The 19,998-nt window shown below is 33.7% G+C and carries 32 protein-coding genes and 1 tRNA gene; all 33 read right to left on the bottom strand.

Annotated elements, in window-relative coordinates:
• Position 1 precedes the first annotated feature (1 nt).
• Positions 2-319: a hypothetical protein gene (locus ACQCT5_RS04700; RefSeq protein ID WP_499639500.1), complete on the bottom strand. Its 318-nt coding sequence runs from the start codon at positions 317-319 to the stop codon at positions 2-4.
• A complete protein-coding gene (locus tag ACQCT5_RS04695) occupies positions 316-627 on the bottom strand; it encodes a phage head-tail connector protein (RefSeq protein ID WP_499639498.1) in 312 nt (103 codons plus the stop codon). The genes ACQCT5_RS04700 and ACQCT5_RS04695 overlap by 4 nt, the downstream gene beginning before the upstream one ends.
• A gap of 10 nt (positions 628-637) precedes the next feature.
• The gene (locus ACQCT5_RS04690; protein ID WP_499639496.1) at positions 638-841 is read right to left on the bottom strand and encodes a hypothetical protein; all 204 of its coding nucleotides are present in this window, start codon (positions 839-841) and stop codon (positions 638-640) included.
• 62 nt (positions 842-903) lie between these two features.
• Positions 904-1,827 carry a major capsid protein gene (locus ACQCT5_RS04685; RefSeq protein WP_499639494.1) on the bottom strand — a complete coding sequence of 308 codons (924 nt, stop codon included), beginning with the start codon at positions 1,825-1,827 and terminating at the stop codon, positions 904-906.
• Between the two features lie 28 nt (positions 1,828-1,855).
• Positions 1,856-2,446, bottom strand: a complete 591-nt coding sequence (locus tag ACQCT5_RS04680) for a DUF4355 domain-containing protein (RefSeq protein WP_499639492.1) — start codon at positions 2,444-2,446, stop codon at positions 1,856-1,858.
• A 119-nt stretch (positions 2,447-2,565) separates the two neighbouring features.
• Positions 2,566-3,432, bottom strand: coding sequence for a minor capsid protein (locus ACQCT5_RS04675; RefSeq protein ID WP_499639490.1), 867 nt, complete (start codon positions 3,430-3,432; stop codon positions 2,566-2,568).
• Positions 3,419-4,717, bottom strand: a complete 1,299-nt coding sequence (locus ACQCT5_RS04670) for a phage portal protein (protein WP_499639488.1) — start codon at positions 4,715-4,717, stop codon at positions 3,419-3,421. Before ACQCT5_RS04670 ends, ACQCT5_RS04675 begins: the two co-directional genes overlap by 14 nt.
• A 15-nt stretch (positions 4,718-4,732) precedes the next feature.
• Positions 4,733-6,460 (bottom strand): hypothetical protein, encoded by a 1,728-nt coding sequence (locus ACQCT5_RS04665; RefSeq protein WP_499639486.1) that lies wholly within the window; start codon positions 6,458-6,460, stop codon positions 4,733-4,735.
• Between the two features lie 380 nt (positions 6,461-6,840).
• On the bottom strand, positions 6,841-7,251 hold the full coding sequence (locus ACQCT5_RS04660) for a phBC6A51 family helix-turn-helix protein (protein ID WP_499639484.1): 411 nt from the start codon (positions 7,249-7,251) through the stop codon (positions 6,841-6,843).
• Positions 7,252-7,292: 41 nt separating this feature from the next.
• The gene (locus ACQCT5_RS04655; protein ID WP_499639482.1) at positions 7,293-7,571 is read right to left on the bottom strand and encodes a hypothetical protein; all 279 of its coding nucleotides are present in this window, start codon (positions 7,569-7,571) and stop codon (positions 7,293-7,295) included.
• A gap of 235 nt (positions 7,572-7,806) precedes the next feature.
• On the bottom strand, positions 7,807-8,580 hold the full coding sequence (locus tag ACQCT5_RS04650; RefSeq protein WP_499639480.1) for a phage tail domain-containing protein: 774 nt from the start codon (positions 8,578-8,580) through the stop codon (positions 7,807-7,809).
• A 154-nt stretch (positions 8,581-8,734) separates the two neighbouring features.
• On the bottom strand, positions 8,735-8,941 hold the full coding sequence (locus tag ACQCT5_RS04645; RefSeq protein ID WP_499639479.1) for a hypothetical protein: 207 nt from the start codon (positions 8,939-8,941) through the stop codon (positions 8,735-8,737).
• An 85-nt stretch (positions 8,942-9,026) separates the two neighbouring features.
• Entirely contained in the window at positions 9,027-9,221 is a 195-nt protein-coding gene (locus tag ACQCT5_RS04640; RefSeq protein ID WP_499639477.1) for a hypothetical protein, read from the bottom strand.
• 44 nt (positions 9,222-9,265) lie between these two features.
• The gene (locus tag ACQCT5_RS04635; RefSeq protein ID WP_499639475.1) at positions 9,266-9,598 is read right to left on the bottom strand and encodes a hypothetical protein; all 333 of its coding nucleotides are present in this window, start codon (positions 9,596-9,598) and stop codon (positions 9,266-9,268) included.
• A 146-nt stretch (positions 9,599-9,744) separates the two neighbouring features.
• Positions 9,745-9,927 carry a hypothetical protein gene (locus ACQCT5_RS04630; protein ID WP_499639473.1) on the bottom strand — a complete coding sequence of 61 codons (183 nt, stop codon included), beginning with the start codon at positions 9,925-9,927 and terminating at the stop codon, positions 9,745-9,747.
• Between the two features lie 27 nt (positions 9,928-9,954).
• Positions 9,955-11,013 carry a serine/threonine-protein kinase gene (locus ACQCT5_RS04625; RefSeq protein WP_499639471.1) on the bottom strand — a complete coding sequence of 353 codons (1,059 nt, stop codon included), beginning with the start codon at positions 11,011-11,013 and terminating at the stop codon, positions 9,955-9,957.
• A gap of 3 nt (positions 11,014-11,016) precedes the next feature.
• Positions 11,017-11,508: a hypothetical protein gene (locus ACQCT5_RS04620; RefSeq protein ID WP_499639469.1), complete on the bottom strand. Its 492-nt coding sequence runs from the start codon at positions 11,506-11,508 to the stop codon at positions 11,017-11,019.
• A 75-nt stretch (positions 11,509-11,583) separates the two neighbouring features.
• Positions 11,584-11,660: transfer RNA gene (locus ACQCT5_RS04615), tRNA-Ser, on the bottom strand.
• Positions 11,661-11,693: 33 nt separating this feature from the next.
• Positions 11,694-11,897 carry a hypothetical protein gene (locus ACQCT5_RS04610; protein ID WP_499639467.1) on the bottom strand — a complete coding sequence of 68 codons (204 nt, stop codon included), beginning with the start codon at positions 11,895-11,897 and terminating at the stop codon, positions 11,694-11,696.
• On the bottom strand, positions 11,894-12,043 hold the full coding sequence (locus ACQCT5_RS04605) for a hypothetical protein (protein ID WP_499639465.1): 150 nt from the start codon (positions 12,041-12,043) through the stop codon (positions 11,894-11,896). Before ACQCT5_RS04605 ends, ACQCT5_RS04610 begins: the two co-directional genes overlap by 4 nt.
• On the bottom strand, positions 12,040-12,582 hold the full coding sequence (locus ACQCT5_RS04600) for an HNH endonuclease (protein ID WP_499639463.1): 543 nt from the start codon (positions 12,580-12,582) through the stop codon (positions 12,040-12,042). The genes ACQCT5_RS04605 and ACQCT5_RS04600 overlap by 4 nt, the downstream gene beginning before the upstream one ends.
• 344 nt (positions 12,583-12,926) lie before the next feature.
• The gene (locus tag ACQCT5_RS04595; RefSeq protein ID WP_499639461.1) at positions 12,927-13,139 is read right to left on the bottom strand and encodes a helix-turn-helix domain-containing protein; all 213 of its coding nucleotides are present in this window, start codon (positions 13,137-13,139) and stop codon (positions 12,927-12,929) included.
• 260 nt (positions 13,140-13,399) lie between these two features.
• Positions 13,400-14,779, bottom strand: a complete 1,380-nt coding sequence (locus ACQCT5_RS04590) for a hypothetical protein (protein WP_499639459.1) — start codon at positions 14,777-14,779, stop codon at positions 13,400-13,402.
• Between the two features lie 463 nt (positions 14,780-15,242).
• Positions 15,243-16,640: a DNA primase family protein gene (locus tag ACQCT5_RS04585; protein WP_499639457.1), complete on the bottom strand. Its 1,398-nt coding sequence runs from the start codon at positions 16,638-16,640 to the stop codon at positions 15,243-15,245.
• A gap of 29 nt (positions 16,641-16,669) precedes the next feature.
• Positions 16,670-16,870, bottom strand: coding sequence for a hypothetical protein (locus ACQCT5_RS04580; protein ID WP_499639455.1), 201 nt, complete (start codon positions 16,868-16,870; stop codon positions 16,670-16,672).
• A gap of 67 nt (positions 16,871-16,937) precedes the next feature.
• Positions 16,938-17,090, bottom strand: coding sequence for a helix-turn-helix domain-containing protein (locus ACQCT5_RS04575; protein WP_499639977.1), 153 nt, complete (start codon positions 17,088-17,090; stop codon positions 16,938-16,940).
• A 35-nt stretch (positions 17,091-17,125) separates the two neighbouring features.
• Positions 17,126-17,464: a hypothetical protein gene (locus tag ACQCT5_RS04570; RefSeq protein WP_499639453.1), complete on the bottom strand. Its 339-nt coding sequence runs from the start codon at positions 17,462-17,464 to the stop codon at positions 17,126-17,128.
• Between the two features lie 38 nt (positions 17,465-17,502).
• Entirely contained in the window at positions 17,503-17,658 is a 156-nt protein-coding gene (locus ACQCT5_RS04565; RefSeq protein WP_499639451.1) for a hypothetical protein, read from the bottom strand.
• Between the two features lie 52 nt (positions 17,659-17,710).
• Positions 17,711-18,202, bottom strand: a complete 492-nt coding sequence (locus tag ACQCT5_RS04560) for a hypothetical protein (RefSeq protein ID WP_499639449.1) — start codon at positions 18,200-18,202, stop codon at positions 17,711-17,713.
• A 1-nt stretch (position 18,203) separates the two neighbouring features.
• A complete protein-coding gene (locus tag ACQCT5_RS04555) occupies positions 18,204-18,878 on the bottom strand; it encodes a hypothetical protein (RefSeq protein ID WP_499639447.1) in 675 nt (224 codons plus the stop codon).
• Between the two features lie 42 nt (positions 18,879-18,920).
• On the bottom strand, positions 18,921-19,247 hold the full coding sequence (locus ACQCT5_RS04550) for a hypothetical protein (protein ID WP_499639445.1): 327 nt from the start codon (positions 19,245-19,247) through the stop codon (positions 18,921-18,923).
• Between the two features lie 148 nt (positions 19,248-19,395).
• Positions 19,396-19,689, bottom strand: coding sequence for a hypothetical protein (locus ACQCT5_RS04545; RefSeq protein WP_499639443.1), 294 nt, complete (start codon positions 19,687-19,689; stop codon positions 19,396-19,398).
• 16 nt (positions 19,690-19,705) lie between these two features.
• A complete protein-coding gene (locus tag ACQCT5_RS04540) occupies positions 19,706-19,945 on the bottom strand; it encodes a hypothetical protein (protein WP_499639441.1) in 240 nt (79 codons plus the stop codon).
• Positions 19,946-19,998: the final 53 nt, after the last annotated feature.

Here is a 19,998-nt window from a genome sequence, read left to right as displayed (position 1 = left end):
ATTATGCGCCTCCTTTTTTAATCAAGACTTCAAAATGTTTATCATACTTTAAACATTCATTAACTGTATAAACTTCGTCATCATAACGAATTTCAGCACCAATTAGAATATCAGGATTAGGACGACAAAAAACTCGTTGACTCACATCTACAAATAAGCCATAATTTGTTTCAGCTTTCTTGGATGAGTACGGTTCAGATTCACCCTTGAATGGTTTGTAAGTAATTTCTGTTTGATAATATGGTCTACCAAAATCATCATATCCAAGTATTTCACCACGAGTTTCATGGATTGTGTAGAAGGTTTTAGGTAGTCTCATATTACTCTAACCTGCCTACGACCACTCAACTGATTAATTATATCGTTAGGAAGCGATTCCATATAGGATTCACTTAAACTACCTTTTCCTTCAGCTTTAATGTTTTCAATCCCTTGACTTCGATACTTAAAAATTGCGATATCTTCTATAGTTTCGTATAAATCAACTGGAATTTCAGACAAGCGACAGTAGTTCTTCACAAAGTTAATGGCACGTTTAACGTATGGTCTTATTTGTCTTTCTTCAACATCTGCACCTAAAATATCTTGAACATTTAGGATTAGTTCTTCAACAACTAACTCATCCATTTATATTCACCTACTTTTTTGTAGAAGGATTAGCTTTTTGAACTTCTTTAGGCTTTTCTTCTTTTTTAATTTGCTCTTTTACCAACTCATAACCAAAGTCATTTAAGAGTGTGTTTTTCACATTCTCATCTTTAGTTTCTCCTAGTCCATTTACAAATTGAACTCCATGTGTAGTCCCATTGTAATGTCCATTTGGAGTTTTAATTTTATACATCCAATCACCTCACAATATGAATAAAGAGGGATGATTTTTATTCACCCCTCTATCAATTACTATTAAACAATTAGACCTTTAAGACGTGCAGCCGCCTTACCGTTGAAGATACCAATACCATTGTAGAATTCAATACGAGTACGGTATGCAGGCTTGGATTCTAACTCACCAAGGTCATATACTTGTACTCCACCATTTGTTAAACCAGACACATACTCATCTGCACCAAATTTAACAGCATAAATAGAAGTTGAGTTGTTTGCAGTACCTTGAGTTTCATCGTGACCAATAACTTTTACACCTTGAGCATTCTCGCCTGCTTCAAAGAAAGGTACTCCATCATAAGAAACCACTGATCTACCAAACGCATCAAGAGAAGTATCAAAATAACCTAATTGACGAGCAATAGATTTGATTTTAAGCATTGTTTTAGAGTCCATGAACAATGCATCAGCTTTACCTGAAACTTGATAAATTAGAGCGTCTAACATTTCAAGAAGTCTATTTTGAGGTTCAGTGTTTACATCATATCCATTTGAATCAGCTTCAATTACTTGATTTCCAGTCAAACGCTTTTTAAGTCCATCAAAAGACTTAGCATCAACAGCAGTATCACCATTGAAGAATGTATCTTGGAATTTATGAGCTAATGCTTTTACTTTTAATCCTGTTTGGATAGCACGTTGGTCATTAATATTGCTTCGTGTTTGAGCAATGAATTTATCAGTATCTGCATCTCCACCAAGAATAACTAGAGATTCTGTCTTAGGGTTTACAGTACCAGTAGACTCTTCGTAACCCTCATTCACTCCACGGAAAGAAACTCCAGGAAGAGTAGCTTCCTCATTGTATGTATAGGCATTTCCGTTGATCTCCATGAACGGAAGCATTTGTAGCACAGGTGCATTTAAAACGAATGTTTCAGAAACACCCTTCTTTAATGTATTTTGAGATAACTTTGCACTTTCTAATAATGTAATTGCCATAATAATATCACCTTTACCTTTTCAATTTTTATTTTTGTTTTGATTGTGAATATGCCTGACTCATTAGTTGAGTAGGATTTAATCCTTTATAATTATCTGAATTAGAACTACTACCTGAAATAGTTGTTCCATTCTCTTTCAACAATTCTTGTTTAACTGATTGAAGTTGAGCGTTCCAAACCTCTTCAAACTTAGTCAAACTTTGTGTTGTTGAATCTTCATCCTGACCAATTAAATGCTCAAGTAAGAATGTCGGAAGTTTCTTTTCAGAAAGTGTAGATAGTGCCTTATTTTTCAAAGTCTCTCTTGTTCTTTCTGATTCAGCTTTTTCAATCTTCTCCTCAAGCTCCCTAATACGTTTTTGCTCTGGAGTTTCGGATGGATTTAGCTTAGATACTCCATCATCAATTAATTTTTGAAGGTTATTATTTTTCCAACTCTCAAGACTCTTAGTATGGTATCTGTCTAGTGTAGGTTGTAAAAATTTCTTTCCTTCCTCTGTTTCAAGAAATGTATTAACTCCATCAACAGTAACTTTTGAAAGTTCCTGTAAGTAGCTTTTTACATCCTCGTTTTCTTTCTGTTCTTCTAGAAACTTCTTTACTGCTTGTAAATCCATAAATATATCCTCCTAACCCATCATGTTCGAGCCATGACGTGTCTGATTTAATAGTTCAAGTTGTTCTTTACCGTCTTCAAACATGAAAAAAGACAAAATAAAAAGCCACTAATGAGTGACTATAGTTTGTTTGCTTTCTCCCATTCACGATAGTTTTTATATGGGATATATTCTTTTGTTTCGTTGTCTTTCCTAAGGTTTGTTCCAAAATCGAGATATGGAACGTATGTTGAGCGACAATTAGGATGTCTTGGACATTTTGGTTTGCTTGAATCGTTTATGGAAAATATTTTCCCATCAAGTTCTCTGCAACCTTCAGATGTCACTTGATCCAAAGTTGCCAGCCATTGAACCTTATCAACACCATTGTCTTGATAAACTTTTTGCCTTGAAGTCTCTATGATTCTGGCAGTCTCAGTTCTTACTAGTCGTTGAGATTGATAAGCTTTACTGCCAAACTCCTTATCGAATAACTTGGCAATCTTATCTAACTTATATCCATTTTGTATTCCTTTTCTAAGATTATTGGCTAATGAAATATTTAGTTGATCAAGATTGCTCCAGATTCTTTGAGAAAAATGTTTTCCGCTCCAATTCTCCTTTAAAAATGCATCAATAATGGACTTATTAAGGCGATTGAAACTTATTTTTATCCCGATATTCTTCTCTAAAGTGTAGGTAGTTCTATAGTAAGACTGGGTAAAAACTGTACTTAATAAACTTGTTAGCAAAGCAATTTCGAGTGTACCAATTTTCCGCAATTCCTTTTCAATCTGTAAGCCTATTTCTTTTATAGCTTTCTGTAATTGAGTTTGAGTTAAGGAAATTTCACCATCTATACTATATTCCATGTAAAGATTAGCCACTAATTGCTTAAGTTTTCCGTTACTCTTCCTATACTCTGACAAAACATCCTCAAAAGATTGATCAGATTGCTCAAACAAATTTTCAAGTAATTTCAGTAAATCTTCATTAAGTTTGCTCACTTGGTTCACCATCAATCAACTGATTTTCATTTAAATCCATTGATAAACTGGATGTCTCACGTTCTAATGCCAGTTTTTCGATAGATGCATTAGGGTTAGTTACTCTTGGCAACCAAGTAATAAGCTCTTCATTAGGTAGTATGCCTTGTAGTTGAACAACCATATCAGCAATGGCCTTTTCATCGACAGGAACGTTTCTAACGAAAGAAATAGAGATGTCCCGATAGTCGTACTCTTTGTTTTGAGCTATTTTTAACCATTCGCAGAACAATCTTAGACGCTTTCTAATTGCTTTCTCGAAGATAGTTTCCTTAATAGCTGAGATATTCTCCAATTCTTGCAACTTTAATCGAATACTGACTCCAGATGTATTACTTTGGAAGTTTTCGTTGAGGTTAACTTGATTAGTTTGTATATAGATTTCATCTTGCCAATCCTTGAGCATATCTTTAACAAATGAACCGTTAATATTCTTTGTAGCCCAATAAACTTTAGATCCCTGGGGTACAATTAAGATTCCATTTTCCTTCATCTTCACAGCTTCTTCAGGTGACAATTCCGCATTTTCAATAACCAAATAAGCTGAACGATGATCAAGGATTTCATTGGCAGCAGTAGAATGAATATTGTTATATATGTCTACGATTCTCACAATGTCCTCAAAAGCAGATTTCTTTAACTCATTATTTGGTACTTCTGAAACTGGACACCTAGAGAATAAATGTTTCTTTTGTTCTAGTTGTACCAAGTCTCTACCCTTCAATACATATGTCGTGTAGAAATCAATATCCCATACATCCACATATTCAGTTTCATCATAAGGTTTGTAGTACTTTCTAACTGCAAGAGAAACATTTCTGTCAATAGAACCGTCATGAAGGACAATCATTTCTAATGGTGAAAAATATGTGCTTTGAAATTCACCTTCTTTATCAACATAAGAAACTTCATATGCCAAACCAAAAACTTCTGTTAGTTGCTTCAAGTTAATATTGTGATCTTTTTCCCAATGAGAAAAGTATTTGTCAATTGTATCAAGAAATTCCTTATTGCCAGATTTACTGGAATAATTTATAGGTTTCCCTAACAAATAGCCAGTATAGTTTTGGACTGTCTTTCTACAATAGTTGAAATAGGTTCTCTCATCATGTCGTGTGTTATCGACTTTGGATTTATCATGAAGTATTTTGTGATTACCTTCATAATAATCCTGTAGTTTTTGATATTTAGGTTTCTTTAGCTCTAATTCATCGAGCAATTTTAATATTAATTCTTCTTTTACCACTATTTCACCGCCTAATTAAAAAAGCCACCCACGAGGGATGGATTTTATTTCTTTTTTTATTTGTATATCATCAATTCGGTTAGCAAATTCAGTTACAGAGTCCACAAAGTCATCATGTCTCGTGAAACTTTGTCCTGCAAACTCCATAAGTTGATCTAACGCATTCTTCTCTACACGCTCAGAACAGAAGATAATTCTTCCATTGTTTACATCAGAAACAATAGTAGAAATTTTCTCGTCTTTATTTTTTCTTTGCATTTCGTTAATAAAGGTCAGTCTTCGAGAAGCCAATGCCTTATGCTCTTTCTTTGCTATTTCTTGCTGAATTCGTTCCACATCTAAACCGTTGTATGTATTCTTTTCTATATAGATATGTGTTATATCTTCATATGTGTAAAGCAAGTCAATCACATGATTTATATACTCATCGAACTCATTGAACTTTCTTAATTGGCCGCTCCGAACGTATTTAAAGTTATTCGTTGCAGCAGAACCAACTACAAAGGAGAATGAGTCTGAACGCTTTTTATCTTTATTTTTCACACCAGCAGTATCTATGCAAAGCATCGTTTTAGTGAATGTGTTTTCCTCTATGTCGTCCCTAGACTTAGTGACATTTGATTTAAACCATTTATCACCTATGCTATCTACATTACACATTAGCTCTTGCATGAAAGCTATACGTTTGGAGAAATATTTTATAGCTAGTTTGTGACATTCGTACTTATCATCCCATAATGTAGGGAAATCCATTTCAGATTTATTATTTTTATAGTATTCAGTTGCACTTTGAAGAGAATCGTCTAACTTGTCATTGAATAGAATTCTTTTAAATTCCTGCCAATGAATATGATTTTCGAAATATTCATCTATATCAAAATCAACTACACCTCTATGAAAAACTTTATACTCTGGATTCTTAGATATTTGATCTATGAAGTCTCCAGTCGCCAAAGGAGTGCCAATTACTATAAACTTAGACCCAGGTTTAATTAATTTTCCATTTCTATAAATAGGTTCATCCCCAGCTTCTTCTACTTCCTTTTGCCATCTCAGATACTTTTTTTGTTTCGATTCAGGGGTAATAACATCATTCTCAGAAATATAATCATCAGCAATAAAGCATGTAACCCTCGACCTTCCTTTTGGGGAAACATATGCTGTACCACGGAGGGAAGTTTGAGAACTAAATGCTGCTATCTTTGTATCATTATCAAGTTCCAATTCTAACTTATTCACTGTCCTTTTCCTTGGTACTATAAGATTTCCAAAGGTGTGAACTATGTATGGGTTTTGTAAAGCAGTTTTTGTTTGATCGACAAAGTTAGTTGCATCCAATTCCTTGTTTGCAAGAATTACTGTATATGTACTGAGTTTATAAGTGTGCAAAAAGCAACTTAGAGCCATATCAATAATTGTTGTTTTAGCTGAACCACGACTCAAAATAAATTCTTGCTTATCGTGAGTATTATGAATAAAGATATTCTCAAGCTCTTGCCAAACATCGAAATGTACTTTAGCAAGTGGGCGAGCAATATTGTCATCTTTGGGTGTAAAAAAGTCCTGAAGGAAGTGAAGGCAGAAATATTCAAATGATCTTCTCGCAGTTGCGTATGCTAAACCTTTTTGACCGAATAGATTATTTTTATGTTTCCTCATTAGTTCCTTAGCTTTATCTGAGTCATATAATTTGGTAAGATATTTAAAAAGGAGTTGTCGATTTTCCTTAGTGTTAATGTCCATTCAATGGATGTCACCTCCAGACTTGAAAAATTTTATAAAAAATTGTGGAGACTGCTACGGGGGAATTTTCAATTTCAAAATTAGAATGCCCCTACCCTTTGATCTGATTAATTTTTATTCATATTTATGTATTTTTATTTATTTATAATTATTCTAACATTTTTCATAAAAATCTTAAAAATTCATAAACCTTGTTAACATAATTCTAGCTATAGGTAGTTGATACCTCGTGTAAACATTGATACATCAACGTTCTCAATTAGTTATAGTTTATTAGTGTTATTCTCATCGTATTATCCTTATTTCCCGTGCTTCTAACTGATAATCAAATGAGTATCTACCCTATTGCTAATCATCCATTATGTATAATAATGTGCATATTATTCTTTAGCTTCCCACTCGTCAAACTCTGCATCTAATATGTCTTCAGACACCTCTGCTTCCTTCATACCAGCCTCTAATTCCAACTTACTTGTAGGCTTACCAAGGTTCCTATTAATGAAGTATTGATAGCCCTCAGCTTTCACACGTTGGTTATCAGTTGAGTCAATTAGATCCCAATACTTAGACACTGCTTCAGCCAACTTACCAGCAATAATCTCTTGGCCGAAAACTTTTATCTCATGTTTGAGTCTGTCCACCTCAGCCATAAACTTATCATTCTTCATCCACTGATATAGAGTAGTCCTGCTTATCCCTATGTGCTTTGCAATAGCCTGTTTTTCCATACTTCCACTAGCTAATAAACTAGCTGCTGCTTGTTGCTGTTGTGTTAATAATTCATTACTCATCTTGTTATTCACCGCCTTACACTTAAACATAGCCTTAACACTTAAAGCCCTTGTCTTTCAATATGATAGTTAAAAAGTTCAATAGTCCTTGTAAAATCCATTTTGCCTATTTCATCTTCAGTCAATCCAGTTGATTCAATAACAAAATCTAGAACTTGATTAAAAAACCTTAAATTTTCAATTCTTTCCTTTTCGTCTTTTTCACGTAAGTATTTACCGATTTGGATAACATTATCAAGAGTTAATCCACCAACTGTAAATTCATCAAGTTCAGATTCATTTTCTGATTTAAAAGTTGCAAAAAACTTAGGTAATCTCATATACTCTTCCTCCTCAATCTATTCACTTCATCCAAACAGAGCTGCAAATTTAACTCCCTAAACTTTTCCAACCACTCTCTATCCTCACGCTTACTAAAATCCCACTCACACTTCTTATAAGCGTCATACAGCCTTATAACACTTCTCCAATAGACCTTTTCTAATTCATCAATACTAATGCCTGATTTAGCAGCTACGTAAGCAAATTTCTCATCTCTTATAAGCCATCTAATCACTATCCTTTAGTCTGAAACTGGTATGTAAAACGCAACTTCACATTCCCAAAACACTTCAAATAATTGTGACCCCTGCTCATCTCCAAGAAAACATCATTATGATTTTCAAAACGATAAACTCCAGGGATATCACTCTCTATATCCTCATGATGGTTATCAACTTTTATCCGCTCACCATGAAGCAAATTCTCCATTTTAAACTCTCTTCCACCATCGGACAGATTGATTATTGAAATATCACCATCACCGACCATTTCAAACTCCAATATCGGCTTACATGGTAAATCTCCATCATTAACGAAAACTATATCGCTCCCCTCAGTACCATTAGCACTTAAATCATATGTGTCACTCATATACACTGGAGAGTAGCTATAAGGGGAGTTTGTACGAAAATTAAACAGGACGAGACTATTCGCTTTGCAGCCATTATGTAAATGCTTTGATACCCCTTCAAACATCGCATAAAAGCGTCTATCTGGTCGATTCTCAAAGTACAATTCCTTATAATATGGCTGATCTATCCATCTGCAAAAATTACGGACATCATCGTCAGTAAAACTTTCGTCAAACAAAATTGACATCGGAATACTTAACGTGTCATATTCCACTCCATAATGGTAAGGTGTATCATTTCCTCTTATTTTCTCTTCGATAATTCTCTTCTCCGGCAGAAATGTCTCTTCATACAATCCACCGTTTAACGATGCTTGCATGCATTTCATATCTCGACTTGACACACCGTCATAAACAAAATGTAAACTTTCTTTCATGAACTACCACCTAACCACAATGTAAAGCACATACTCAATATTCCTGCTATTGTAACGCTCGTATAGTGCATTCTAGCCTCTTTGTTCTGCTCTGATATACTACCCATTGCAAACAGGAAAATCACTAAAAATAGAAAGATCTGAAACGCAATCATCATCCCTCAATCACCTCTATGCTGCTTATATGACTAGGATTAACACCTATCGTCTCCTCATCGTCAATAAACATAAAACTGTTCTTCATTCGTCTCATTCCATTGCCTAAATCAACAAATAACGATTCATAATAATGATCCAAGTTATAATAATTGTGACTTACCTCGTATTCTTTCCCACTGTTCATAATTAGTTTTATTTTCATCCTATTTCCTCCATTTATATATCCAACATACTTTTTAATATAAAAAGACACCTGATCATAGGAACAGATGCCTTTTTATATCATACTAACTTATTCTAATTTCGATAATTTCATTTATATCAAGAAACCCTTCTCCAGAAGCGTTTTTATAATAATACCATACTCCATTTGTCTGATTTAGTATTCTGTTCTTTATTTCAATTGGAGTATTTAAATCAGAACTAAAAGAAACCTCTCTACCGTTAGACAAATAAACAGTTACAGTTTTTCCCACACTCACAATCATCACCTCCCATCTGTAAAAGGTTGGTGACTATAAATATATTATTCATCATAGCTGTCGAGAAAATCTACAAGTTTCTCCATATTTGAAACATGTAAAAAAGGTAGTTCTAAGTTATCCTTGTTAAGTCCAGGTGTAATGATTCGATCTTGATACATTAAGTCATAAATGACTTCATTGATCAACAAAGCCATATCATGATTAATACTTACAGTTTCAGTATGCACACTTCTACCAATCTGTCTGCTTCTTTGACCTATTTGACCGTTCTCTCTCAGGACTTGCTCAACACTTTCTCTAACAGCTTCCATTTGTGTCTTTGGATTATCTCTAAGATAATTAAGAATGACTTGCTGAATTTCCAACTTATCCATTTTCCCATCTCCCTCTCCAAATATTCACTCTTCCAATATTCGGCATTAAGAGACAATTTCCTGCTAAATTTTACTATATTTATTAATGTTTTATATTTTTAAATCAAATAAAAAGACCCAACCTGGAAGAGAAGGGTCTTTAATGATTATTTAAAAAGTTTTGATTGATCTATAGGCTTAACAGAGACATAACCGTCTTCAAGTTGATCAATTAGATAATTATTGCGCATATCTATAGCCTTATCTTTAATTAATCTTTCGTAAAGTGTTTCTTTAGGGAAGGGATAATGATTATTCTTTGACTTCTTAAATGTAATTTTAGTAGCCATAACCAAGACCTCCTTTCCCAGTTTTAATTACAACTTAAGTATCTTTTCAATGGCTTTAAAAGCTTTTTCTTTAGTAGTATGTCCATTTGAATTCCATTTATTAACTTTATTTTGTTTACCATCTGACAATCTAATTCTATATCCCTCAGTAGCCCATTCTGATGCACTAACTTGATTTAAAATGATTTTAGAGATATGTGTAACTTCATGTCTAGAAAAATACGAATGTTCGTTCGCACTCCTATTGTACACCCAATCTAAATTTTCTTCAAGTAAAGAAATATCATTTATCATATCCAAAACACTCTCGTATCTTTGTGTTTCATCTTGAGATAAAGATTTTTGAATGATTTTTCTTAATTTAATTGGAATGTGCGGTAAGAAAGACTCTTTCTTAGGAAACCGTCCATTAGAAATTGCCTTAGATAATTCATCTGAATTAGTAATGCCAAGATCTTTTAGTTGATTCTTAAATTGATCATTCCCATTACACATCCGATACATTGTTAATCCTGCTTGATAGATATCTGAATAAAACGAGTTTTTGCCATGAACATATGTTTCAGGTGGGATGTGCAACGGATAAGATTTCTTTGGAGTCGCAAAACCCTGTTCATTTAAGTATTTCGCCAAACCAAAATCGGTTAGAACAGCTTTTCCTGCATCATTAATCAAAATATTTGTAGGTTTAATATCAAAATGAACAAGAAACTTTGAATGCATATAGTGAAGCCCAGATAGAAATTCCAAAGAGTATTTAATGATTTCCCTGACCGTTAAAGACCTTATTTCCAACAATGAATTCAATGAGCCATTTTTAAAAAAATCCATTACAATAAAAACGTTGTCTTTATCCTGCGAAGCATACCTAACCCCCATAATGTTTGGGTGACTTGAAGCATATAGTGTTTGAGCTTCTGCAAAATACTCTTCTTCATTCGTAAACTCTTTTGATTTATTTATAATTTTTACTACCACTTCGGCTTCTAATTGAGGGTCATGTGCAATATAAACTTTAGAATTACGCCCTTCTTGACCAATTTCTTTAAGCAAACCTAGTCGTATTATCGAGTCAATTACTAGCATATTTTAACCTCCAATTTGAAACATTGAAGTGGCAGCAACAATGCACTCTCTCTCTTCTGTTTTATATGAAAGCCAGTCATCAATTTCACCAAATACATTTTTTTCTTTAATACAGGATTTAACATCAGCTATAGGCATTTGCAACAACCTTGAAAAGTGAGCCATGGTTAATAAAGCATACTTCTCCACTGAACTATTGGCAAATAACTCTTGGAAAACACCTTCAATATGCATCCTATACACGATAGGAGAACCAGCTATAGTTTCAGTTACTCGTAGGCCTGCCAACTTTATATTGTATTGCATAATAATCGCAAGAAAATTCGAACGAATAAAGGCAAGCTGCTCAGGAACATCCAATGAAGTAGGGATGACTAAAAAATGAGTTTTTACAATTTCTAATTCACCATCATCAGCACTTCTAATCACTGAGTAATAAATAGCACCTTTTTTTAACTTCTGTGGAACTGAAACTCTAACACCTAACGAATACAATAATATTCCCCCTTATCTGCCTATTATTCTATCATAATCGACAATAAAAGAGGAAAAATATTCAATTTAATTTATTGGTGGATTCGGCTGGAATCGAACCAACTAACCACACAGTATTCCTACTGGTTGCTCTGCCATTGAGCTACAAATCCAAGAAAAGCGTTACACAAGTAACGACAAAATTATTACTCTATCTCTAACCAAGCATTTAACTCATTTCTAACTATGCTTTCCAACATAAACAAGTCACCATATTTTCTACTTTCCACGAATTCATCCTGAGTCATTTTCAACTTACCTTTAAACTCCATTTGATCACCATCATATGTAAAGTCCACAATTACCTTATCTTCATTTTCATCTAGGCCAATATTTTCAAGTGTAATCATTCGTCATTGTCTCCAGTCTCAATAATCAACTTAGCACCTACCCACTTCTCAGCGGCACACCAGCATTCAGAATCGAGCAAGTCTTTCCTATTTTTGAATTCCTCACAACGGTAACAAAAAATCCCATCATCAATTACTTTCTTCATGCAATTTCAACACCTTTGTTTAATCCAAATTGACGTTCCCAGACATCTATATTTGAACGATGAGTATTTAACACTTTTGCCATTTCCACTTTGTTCATCTGCTCCAGCATTTCAATAAATTCTTCCTTACTAACCGGAATATTCATGTTTTCATCATAATATCGCTTCTGACAATCTGAATTACAAAACTTCTCATTGCCATAATCCTTTATGTATTCCCCACAGCATTGACACTGCTCAACTTGATAACCTTCTGTTGCTTGTGCTTCAATTACTGACTGTAATCTCATACGGTCAATCCAATTGTGCAATTTGGTATGTTGCCCTTTTGTTAGAACAAGCAGATTACTCTTCTTATTATTCAACCTATTAAAATCTAAATGATGTACTTGCTCATCTTCTCTTAATGGCCTACCTAACATAACCTCAGCAACCAGAGTATGCTCATACACCCATCTACCTTGCATTGCTTTAGGATGATCAGGACAAATCACCGTCATATAGCTATTAACTATGCTTTTTTCGTTGTTCTTTTCCATTCATCTGACCTTCTAACAGTTCAAAAATTTCTCCTTTTTTGATACCCATTTCCAGTAGGTCTATGTAAGCTGATTTCAACCTTATTACTGTATTACAATATTGATCTATTTTACTTTCACAAATGTTATTCATAACTACCTTCCCCTTTTCAATTTGTACACATGATCAAAGCTAGGGGAGCTTTCCACGGCTAAGCCCTAGCCCTCATGTGCATAGCGAGGAAATGCAAACGGATGGCGTCCGCTTGCAATAATGGGTTGTGGCATCTTTTATTTATAGTCGCAGAAGCAGTCGAATTGACTCCACGGGGCACTCATCTCATGGTGAGCGATAACGACAAGTATTAATTCACGGGCATTTTAACCCAGATATATGTCTGTTTCGTTTTTATGTAATGTTTCATTTTGGCAAAATTATGCTCAGATGTACTAGCCTTATAGTTGAATATCTTAGAAATCATGCTTACAGATAATCCTACAACCTCAGCAAGTTCACGATTTGTAATACCTTTTCGTTTGGCATCCTCTTTTATTTGTCTAACTTCATCAAAGTGCATTTCAACCCCCTCCTTTTCAATTTCCGATGAACATTTATTTAGTTAAAAGTTGAATAATAAACAAAAAAATTAAGCATCAGGGTAACCACTCCTAATACTTAATTCAAAATTTAAGCTATCAATTTAATACAAGTCCATTTGTCTTTTCAAATTTTCTTATATTTTGGATATTGCTATCCTCATATACTAATAGGGGAATATGTACACTTTTTACATATTATTAATTGACTTTATTTCTACCTTTATGTTATATTAATTTATTACACTTTTAAGTCTATGTATACGCTAGCAATTAACTTACTGATCTGTCCAAGCTTCCTTTTTACATCTCTATTTTCAAGTTTCACACCGTGCTTCTCTTCAATATATTGCGCAGCCCTCTTATACGGATGTTTATCATACTTCTCACTTAATGCTTCCTTTTGCAAAACAACATCCACTATATCCCTCTGCATATCATCAAGTCCAGTAGCCTCTAGAGACTTCTCAAATGCCACCAGAAGGTGATATATGTGATTCCCAACCCAACTACCATAAGTATCTTTAAGTAGCTGATATAGAGAAATATAGTTCTTAAATCGTATCTGTTTACCACCATCAGCAGCAACTTTTATACTGTCAGTCTCAAAGGTAAATAATCCAAACACATGATCAGAATTACTAAGTGTTATTTCATTAAATTTCTCATTTGGAATGAAATTAGGATTGGCAACCTTTGGCTTATATCCACCATTTCTAATTGGCTTCCTGAGATTTTCTTTAACAACAGACATCTCATAGTTGATTTCGTTAACTACCTTTCTCAGCTTCTTATATGCCACTTTTCCATCCATCGGCAATCCATAATAATATAGTAACTTAGCAAACTTCTTTTCTAACAAATCGTTATCTAAAATAGGCTCATTGACCATTTCCAATTCCAATACATCCCACTTGTAAGGGTTGTTTGTGTATTCATTCAAATCAACTCTAGACTCACCCTTCATCCAATTGTTAAAGACCACGTTTTTCATTTCACTTATCCAGGCATCATATTGCTGTATGTATTCCTTCCTCACAGATTCCTCTGCATCTGTACCTACCCATAATCCATCTTTCAACATTAAAACTGTCGATTGCATAGAGATTAACTCTGGATAGTTGTTCATATCCTTAACACTAATCCGTCTATTCTTCCGTTTAACATCTTCACTAAAACGCTGATTAAAATAGTTTTTTTGCTCTTGGTTAAACCTTGCAATATCTAGCGCTTCTTCACTAATTCCACCATACTTCCAATCCGATTCTTGATAATTTATATACACCTCTCGACCGCCATTTTGCTCCATTGCATGTCTAGATAACCAACTTTTCTCATGATGTTTTTTTCCATTCTCCGGCTGCAAAATATAGTCGGCTAGATAATCCAACTTTATACAAAATGGATCTTGCTCAGACAATAGAGATTTCCCTTTTTTTACGTGAGTGTTTTTATACTGCTGAGAGTTAATCATTGTATTAATTTCATCTATGTAAAATCCATTTGGCATTATTAAACTTCTTATTAATTCATTTCTATCTTCACATGTGATTAATCCATTATGTAATTTACTCATTGACTGGTTTAATGTTTTTACTTTATATTGAGTTGCATTTGTCATATTATCCTCCATTTAGCAATGATTAATTTAATTTCAAAAGATTAGGGGCTTAAACCATCTAAATTACTTTCCGACTTTTTCCACTACGTTCCAAAAATCAAAAAGTAATTTACCTTCGCCCGCCCCTCTTGTTCCGCTACGCTACACAATTCACCCGACGAGAATAGTCATCATACATTTTTCATACATGAACATACACGTTTCATACATGAATTAATTTCAAAAAATGCATGCGTAAACGTTGATATATCAAGGCTCAAAGCACTTCATACATTTTATACACGTATATTTCAACTTCATTTACAATTTTGTATATTTTTCTTAAATTTCTCCGCAAAGTGAAAAAATTCATGTATAAAATGTATGAGAGGCTGTAAACGTTGGTACAACAGGCTTTTAGCATACATTTTTCGTTTTCAATTCATGTATAATTCATGTATGAAAGCCTCAATTCATGTATGGTTTATGTATGTATTGCAATTCCTTCCCAACTTTCGCTGCTACTTCTGAACTTTCTGGTCTTGTTTAATTTATATTCACCTTCAAGCCTCTTGTTAAAATCACGTTTCTTAATAATTTGATAACCCATTTGCACACACCATTTCTCATATACTTCAAATAATTCTTTTGTTGAAGTACATTCTCCCCACGCTCCAAGATCACACTTTTCTTCAATAAAAGTTGAAACTGAATCGGATTCTTTTTTATAATCGTTAAGTAAATTATGTATTGTCTCACTTTCAGTAAAATGACCATTTGCCTCAAGTCTATTAAGTCCTTGTATTGCATAATTAAGTAAAGTTGACTGAGCTTCAGGAGTTGTTAATTTATGTATTAAGTTTGGATCAGCTTCATTTTTCTTAAATTGATTTGGAAATGGGATGATAATCCACCTTCTAAAAAATCCGTCCGTAATATCTCTTGTAGCTGGCAGTTCATTCGCTGAGAATATTAATTTTGCAAAAGGCCTAAAGTCAAAGGAATCTTTACCTTTATACTCAGCACTAATGGAATCACCGGAAACGATTGACTTGAACACACTTGACTTATCTAATGCTGTCGGGGCAATATCAGCGAATATATTTGCCATTTTTCCGTACAATTGAGCTGATTTGAAACGATTATTCTCCAAGTCTTGTAAAGGTACATTCGATACATTTTCTTTCCCCAATAAAGTACTAAGCATATTCACAAATGTACTCTTACCATTTGCGCCTGTTCCAGAGAACATAAATGCCTTTTCATACTTGGTGGTAGGTACTAAGCAATAACCAATGAGTTCAAGCATTGTTTCAATTGTGTCGCTAGGTAAGACAGACTCTAAGAATTTCATCACAACTTCATCATTCGCTTCAGGATCGTATGTAACAGGAAACTGTACAGTAGAAATTCTGTCATCTGTATGAGATACTATTTCACCAGTTTTGTAGTTGACTAAGCCATTTTTGACATTTATTAATCCATCATGCTTGTTTAGCACTGAGCCTTCATCGGAAACTGTTTCATTTTTCAACCAGTACAAAGCTTCTTCTATGCGACCTCTTTTACTTTCATCCATAAGTAATTCTTGTGAAAGACTTCTAAAATACGTTTCACCATCATTTATGTATTTACCATCTTTATATCTGAATAAAATTCTTCCATCATTGAAAAATCTAGAAAAGCTGCTATGTATATCTTTTGCTAACCATGAGGGCATAAATCTAAATGATCCATTTGAAATATCAAAATACTTTAGGTAGGATGGCCCTCCATCGTCAAATTCTTCTTTTTCTAATTCCAATTTTATAAATGACATAATTTTCTGCTTGTGTTTGATAAAATATTCCCAGTGTTCATTTTCTTTTGAAATGTTTTTCATTTATTTTTCACCTTTTCATTAATTTAATTTTAGTTTGCTTTAGCGTTTAATTGGCGAAATTCTTTTAGTGATTCTAATAACCGTTCGTCCCTGTCGTACATAGTGAAGACCACTTTAGTTTGCGGATGAATACCTTTAGTAAGGTAGTAAACACCGTTGTCTTTGAGGTAATCCGACTCTTTTTTTGAATAGGAAAAGTAAAACCGTTCTTTGATATGTAAATTGCTCATAATTTAATAATCTCCTTGTCTATTAATCTAATAGCCTGTATAATATGTATTAGTTATGTATTGAATGTTAAAATAGGACATCTATGCCCAATAAGTCGCAAAGCCTAAAATACTTAGACTTCCGTATTTCAGGTATGCGATCATTTAGGTATGCGTTTAACGTTGTTGCGTTTAATCCGATCTCTTTTGCGACTATACTTTGTTTCATCTTCTTATGTATTAAAACTTTTCCTTCATCTGCTTACCTGTCATGTTTTAACTGAGGTCAACTCCAAATACCTCATATAGTTCTTTTACTCTTGGATGGGATAATATAAATCCTTCAATATTTTGACCATAATACCCTACACCATCACACATGATAAACTCGATAATAACTTCTTTTTCAAATTGCTGTAATTTCATACCTAAAATTTGATTTACAAACGCTACAACAAAGTCATCTAATTGGTCTCTACTATCAGCAGTTTCAAGTGTTTCAATAATATTCTTTATGTTATATTGCACTTCTTCTTTAAAGAGATCCTGGCTGATTTTAAATTCTTCCATCGCCAACTTACTTTTATAATCGTGCATATCAATTATTTTTTCCATTTATAATTCCTCCATTTTTCAATATAATAGTTTCCAAATCAGTTAAATAACCAGCGAATAACTGGCGGCAAGATTAGTATTAGCCCTAAAACAAAATAAGTAACTTTATAATACTCAACCAACACATCCCAAATCTTCTCAAAGAAATTTGCAATTAAATAAAGTTTGATATACTGTGTTATTTGTCTCATCATTTCTCACCTCCCTTCATTTATCTATTGTATAGAGTTTGTCACGTTTCGCTAATCACTCAGCAAAATCCTTAAGATGCCACTCTAGATCACCCATATACATACTCTCTGTTTGAGACTCTTCTTCCTTTTTCATTTCCTCCATGAAGTTTAAGAAGTCCTTCCTGATGTCCCTTGAGTCGAGGAATGTATTAATTAAATTAAAATAACCATCATTCTCATACTCCAAATTCCTTTTAAGTTCAATTAGAGCATTCAGATCATCCTCATATACACTCACTACTTTTCTTTCCTGTTGTTCCATATGATTCATTGCTTTATCCAGTAAAGCATCCCGTTCTTCTCTTGTAGTTGCTTCAGTTGTTTTAGGATTGAACCCGACCACGTTACCGTTTTTCAGATCCTTTTTAAACTGATTAAATACAACAGGATTTAGTTTCTTAAACCAAGTTTCTACTTTCTTAGGCTGGACTTCTCCGAATCCAAATTGAATTAATACTTGTTTGCGGTAGTTATCGTTTTGCATAATTAGGTCATAGACTGTCATATTAGTTTGAGTCCTCCTCAGTATTAAAACTTCTTCTGTGTAAGCGACCTTCTTCCTCAAACCATTTAATCTGAGTTAAATGAGGAAAGTTTTCAAATACAAGCTCATCTGCTCTACGAGTTAGATATTCAATTTCTTGCTCATTGACATGTTCTGAATAGATAATTCCAAGCACTATTTCTCTCATATCCCAGACGTCTTTAATATCATGCATGAGCAGAGTTTTATTTTTATCATTTGTAATATGTAGCACTATGCAATCATCGTGATATAAGGAAATATTTCTGTTACCTCTATTGTTTTTTAGGACTGTAACGATTCCAACAAACTCGTCTTGCGATTGTTCTAACTCCTTCATTCCTCCATACTCATCTTCAAGCATGTAGAAACCTTCACTTTCCACATGACAAAGATTTAACTTCTGCCTAGCAGCTATTTTGTATTTCAATACGTCTTCGTTTTCAGCTACATCTTTCAAGAAGTCGATGAATGCATCTTCAAGACCATTTCTTGCAATAAAATGTTCATATAGTCCATCTAAGTATTGTAGAGTTTTTCTTTCCTCAGCTACTTCTGTATAACGATTCGCTAACTCTATGTAGTTGTGAGTAAGAATGTCCTCATTAGTTAATTCAACTTCTGGATTAATTGAATCTGCATTGTAAATTTTAGTCATTTTAAATTTCTCCTTTTAATATAATTTGTTTTTTCGATTCAGTTACGAAAAGTTTTGTTTATTCACTTTAGGAATATTAACAGTATCGACATTTAAATATTCTAGGATCGTTTGTGACCCTTTATGCATTTCTGCAATTTTGGGATCTAACTTCGCACCCTCTGCCAGGAGACCTTTCGGCATTCCATTTAGTGGCTTAATATATGCAACTTCTTCCGTGTTAAGTAAGCATTCTTCAATCCGAACAAATTTATATTCAAATTGCCCCGATAATTCTTCAATGTATTCCTTAAGCGTTTGCCCTTCCTCTAACTCAACTTTCACATAAAGAGATTTTTCATTCTTTAATTTAATTTCAATTTCACTCATTGTTTCTTCCTCCTCATTAAAATTTAGTCCATTTTTATAATCCTTTGGCAGTTTTCAATGTTGCGATAATTATATGTACACTTAACCCAACTAACCGTAATCCGTAAACTTCACATCGTTTCACCTCCTTAAAATTTATTCAGACAAACTATAAAACTTGTCTTATCTGAAAATCACTCTTAAACTCCTGAATAACCCTCTGCCTCGCTTCAAATAACTGACCATTTGCAATAACTTTAATCAGCTCATCCTGACTTTTATTAGCTAACATTGCAGCGATAATCTGATCGGTGTATGTTTCAATGATGAAATCCGGTGAAAATTGATTGCTAAGTTGCATTGCTTCTACTACAAGATGGCGATTTAACTCGACACATTCAGTTACAAATTCAATTGCTTCGTTTCTTTCGGCTTGGACGGTTGCTAGATTGGTTGTTGGCATTGGTAATCCCCCTAGATTAAATTGTAAATAGTTGCTTCATTGTCTGCTGTATCTCGGTGTCAGTGATTTCGTATTCGTTGATGAGTTGAGTAATTTCTTGATGCATACCGATAAAGTCTGGATGGTATTGAAGTTCCTTTAAAAATAGAACAAAGTGATCTTCGTTGTTGCTGCTGAGTATAAATTCGGTCATGATGTGTAACTTCTTGTATGTAGATAGTTGAACAAGGGATTGAGTTTTCGTTGAGTATGCCATCTAGTAACCTCCTATTATGTGAAACTTTAAGTATGTAAAACTGTTAAAGCGAT

The organism is Sutcliffiella halmapala (assembly GCF_050107295.1).
Taxonomy (GTDB): domain Bacteria; phylum Bacillota; class Bacilli; order Bacillales; family Bacillaceae_I; genus Sutcliffiella_A; species Sutcliffiella_A halmapala_A.
The sequence above is the reverse complement of the archived record's forward strand: the minus strand, read 5'-3'. Positions and strand labels throughout refer to the sequence as shown.

Excerpts from the sequence above, each read along its gene's own strand:
- ACQCT5_RS04700 (WP_499639500.1), bottom strand. The coding sequence starts at position 319 with ATGAGACTACCTAAAACCTTCTACACAATCCATGAAACTCGTGGTGAA.
- ACQCT5_RS04695 (WP_499639498.1), bottom strand. The coding sequence starts at position 627 with ATGGATGAGTTAGTTGTTGAAGAACTAATCCTAAATGTTCAAGATATT.
- ACQCT5_RS04690 (WP_499639496.1), bottom strand. The coding sequence starts at position 841 with ATGTATAAAATTAAAACTCCAAATGGACATTACAATGGGACTACACAT.
- ACQCT5_RS04685 (WP_499639494.1), bottom strand. The coding sequence starts at position 1,827 with ATGGCAATTACATTATTAGAAAGTGCAAAGTTATCTCAAAATACATTA.
- ACQCT5_RS04680 (WP_499639492.1), bottom strand. The coding sequence starts at position 2,446 with ATGGATTTACAAGCAGTAAAGAAGTTTCTAGAAGAACAGAAAGAAAAC.
- ACQCT5_RS04665 (WP_499639486.1), bottom strand. The coding sequence starts at position 6,460 with ATGGACATTAACACTAAGGAAAATCGACAACTCCTTTTTAAATATCTT.
- ACQCT5_RS04660 (WP_499639484.1), bottom strand. The coding sequence starts at position 7,251 with ATGAGTAATGAATTATTAACACAACAGCAACAAGCAGCAGCTAGTTTA.
- ACQCT5_RS04655 (WP_499639482.1), bottom strand. The coding sequence starts at position 7,571 with ATGAGATTACCTAAGTTTTTTGCAACTTTTAAATCAGAAAATGAATCT.
- ACQCT5_RS04650 (WP_499639480.1), bottom strand. The coding sequence starts at position 8,580 with ATGAAAGAAAGTTTACATTTTGTTTATGACGGTGTGTCAAGTCGAGAT.
- ACQCT5_RS04645 (WP_499639479.1), bottom strand. The coding sequence starts at position 8,941 with ATGAAAATAAAACTAATTATGAACAGTGGGAAAGAATACGAGGTAAGT.
- ACQCT5_RS04635 (WP_499639475.1), bottom strand. The coding sequence starts at position 9,598 with ATGGATAAGTTGGAAATTCAGCAAGTCATTCTTAATTATCTTAGAGAT.
- ACQCT5_RS04630 (WP_499639473.1), bottom strand. The coding sequence starts at position 9,927 with ATGGCTACTAAAATTACATTTAAGAAGTCAAAGAATAATCATTATCCC.
- ACQCT5_RS04625 (WP_499639471.1), bottom strand. The coding sequence starts at position 11,013 with ATGCTAGTAATTGACTCGATAATACGACTAGGTTTGCTTAAAGAAATT.
- ACQCT5_RS04610 (WP_499639467.1), bottom strand. The coding sequence starts at position 11,897 with ATGATTACACTTGAAAATATTGGCCTAGATGAAAATGAAGATAAGGTA.
- ACQCT5_RS04605 (WP_499639465.1), bottom strand. The coding sequence starts at position 12,043 with ATGAAGAAAGTAATTGATGATGGGATTTTTTGTTACCGTTGTGAGGAA.
- ACQCT5_RS04600 (WP_499639463.1), bottom strand. The coding sequence starts at position 12,582 with ATGGAAAAGAACAACGAAAAAAGCATAGTTAATAGCTATATGACGGTG.
- ACQCT5_RS04595 (WP_499639461.1), bottom strand. The coding sequence starts at position 13,139 with ATGCACTTTGATGAAGTTAGACAAATAAAAGAGGATGCCAAACGAAAA.
- ACQCT5_RS04590 (WP_499639459.1), bottom strand. The coding sequence starts at position 14,779 with ATGACAAATGCAACTCAATATAAAGTAAAAACATTAAACCAGTCAATG.
- ACQCT5_RS04585 (WP_499639457.1), bottom strand. The coding sequence starts at position 16,640 with ATGAAAAACATTTCAAAAGAAAATGAACACTGGGAATATTTTATCAAA.
- ACQCT5_RS04580 (WP_499639455.1), bottom strand. The coding sequence starts at position 16,870 with ATGAGCAATTTACATATCAAAGAACGGTTTTACTTTTCCTATTCAAAA.
- ACQCT5_RS04570 (WP_499639453.1), bottom strand. The coding sequence starts at position 17,464 with ATGGAAAAAATAATTGATATGCACGATTATAAAAGTAAGTTGGCGATG.
- ACQCT5_RS04565 (WP_499639451.1), bottom strand. The coding sequence starts at position 17,658 with ATGATGAGACAAATAACACAGTATATCAAACTTTATTTAATTGCAAAT.
- ACQCT5_RS04560 (WP_499639449.1), bottom strand. The coding sequence starts at position 18,202 with ATGACAGTCTATGACCTAATTATGCAAAACGATAACTACCGCAAACAA.
- ACQCT5_RS04555 (WP_499639447.1), bottom strand. The coding sequence starts at position 18,878 with ATGACTAAAATTTACAATGCAGATTCAATTAATCCAGAAGTTGAATTA.
- ACQCT5_RS04550 (WP_499639445.1), bottom strand. The coding sequence starts at position 19,247 with ATGAGTGAAATTGAAATTAAATTAAAGAATGAAAAATCTCTTTATGTG.
- ACQCT5_RS04545 (WP_499639443.1), bottom strand. The coding sequence starts at position 19,689 with ATGCCAACAACCAATCTAGCAACCGTCCAAGCCGAAAGAAACGAAGCA.
- ACQCT5_RS04540 (WP_499639441.1), bottom strand. The coding sequence starts at position 19,945 with ATGGCATACTCAACGAAAACTCAATCCCTTGTTCAACTATCTACATAC.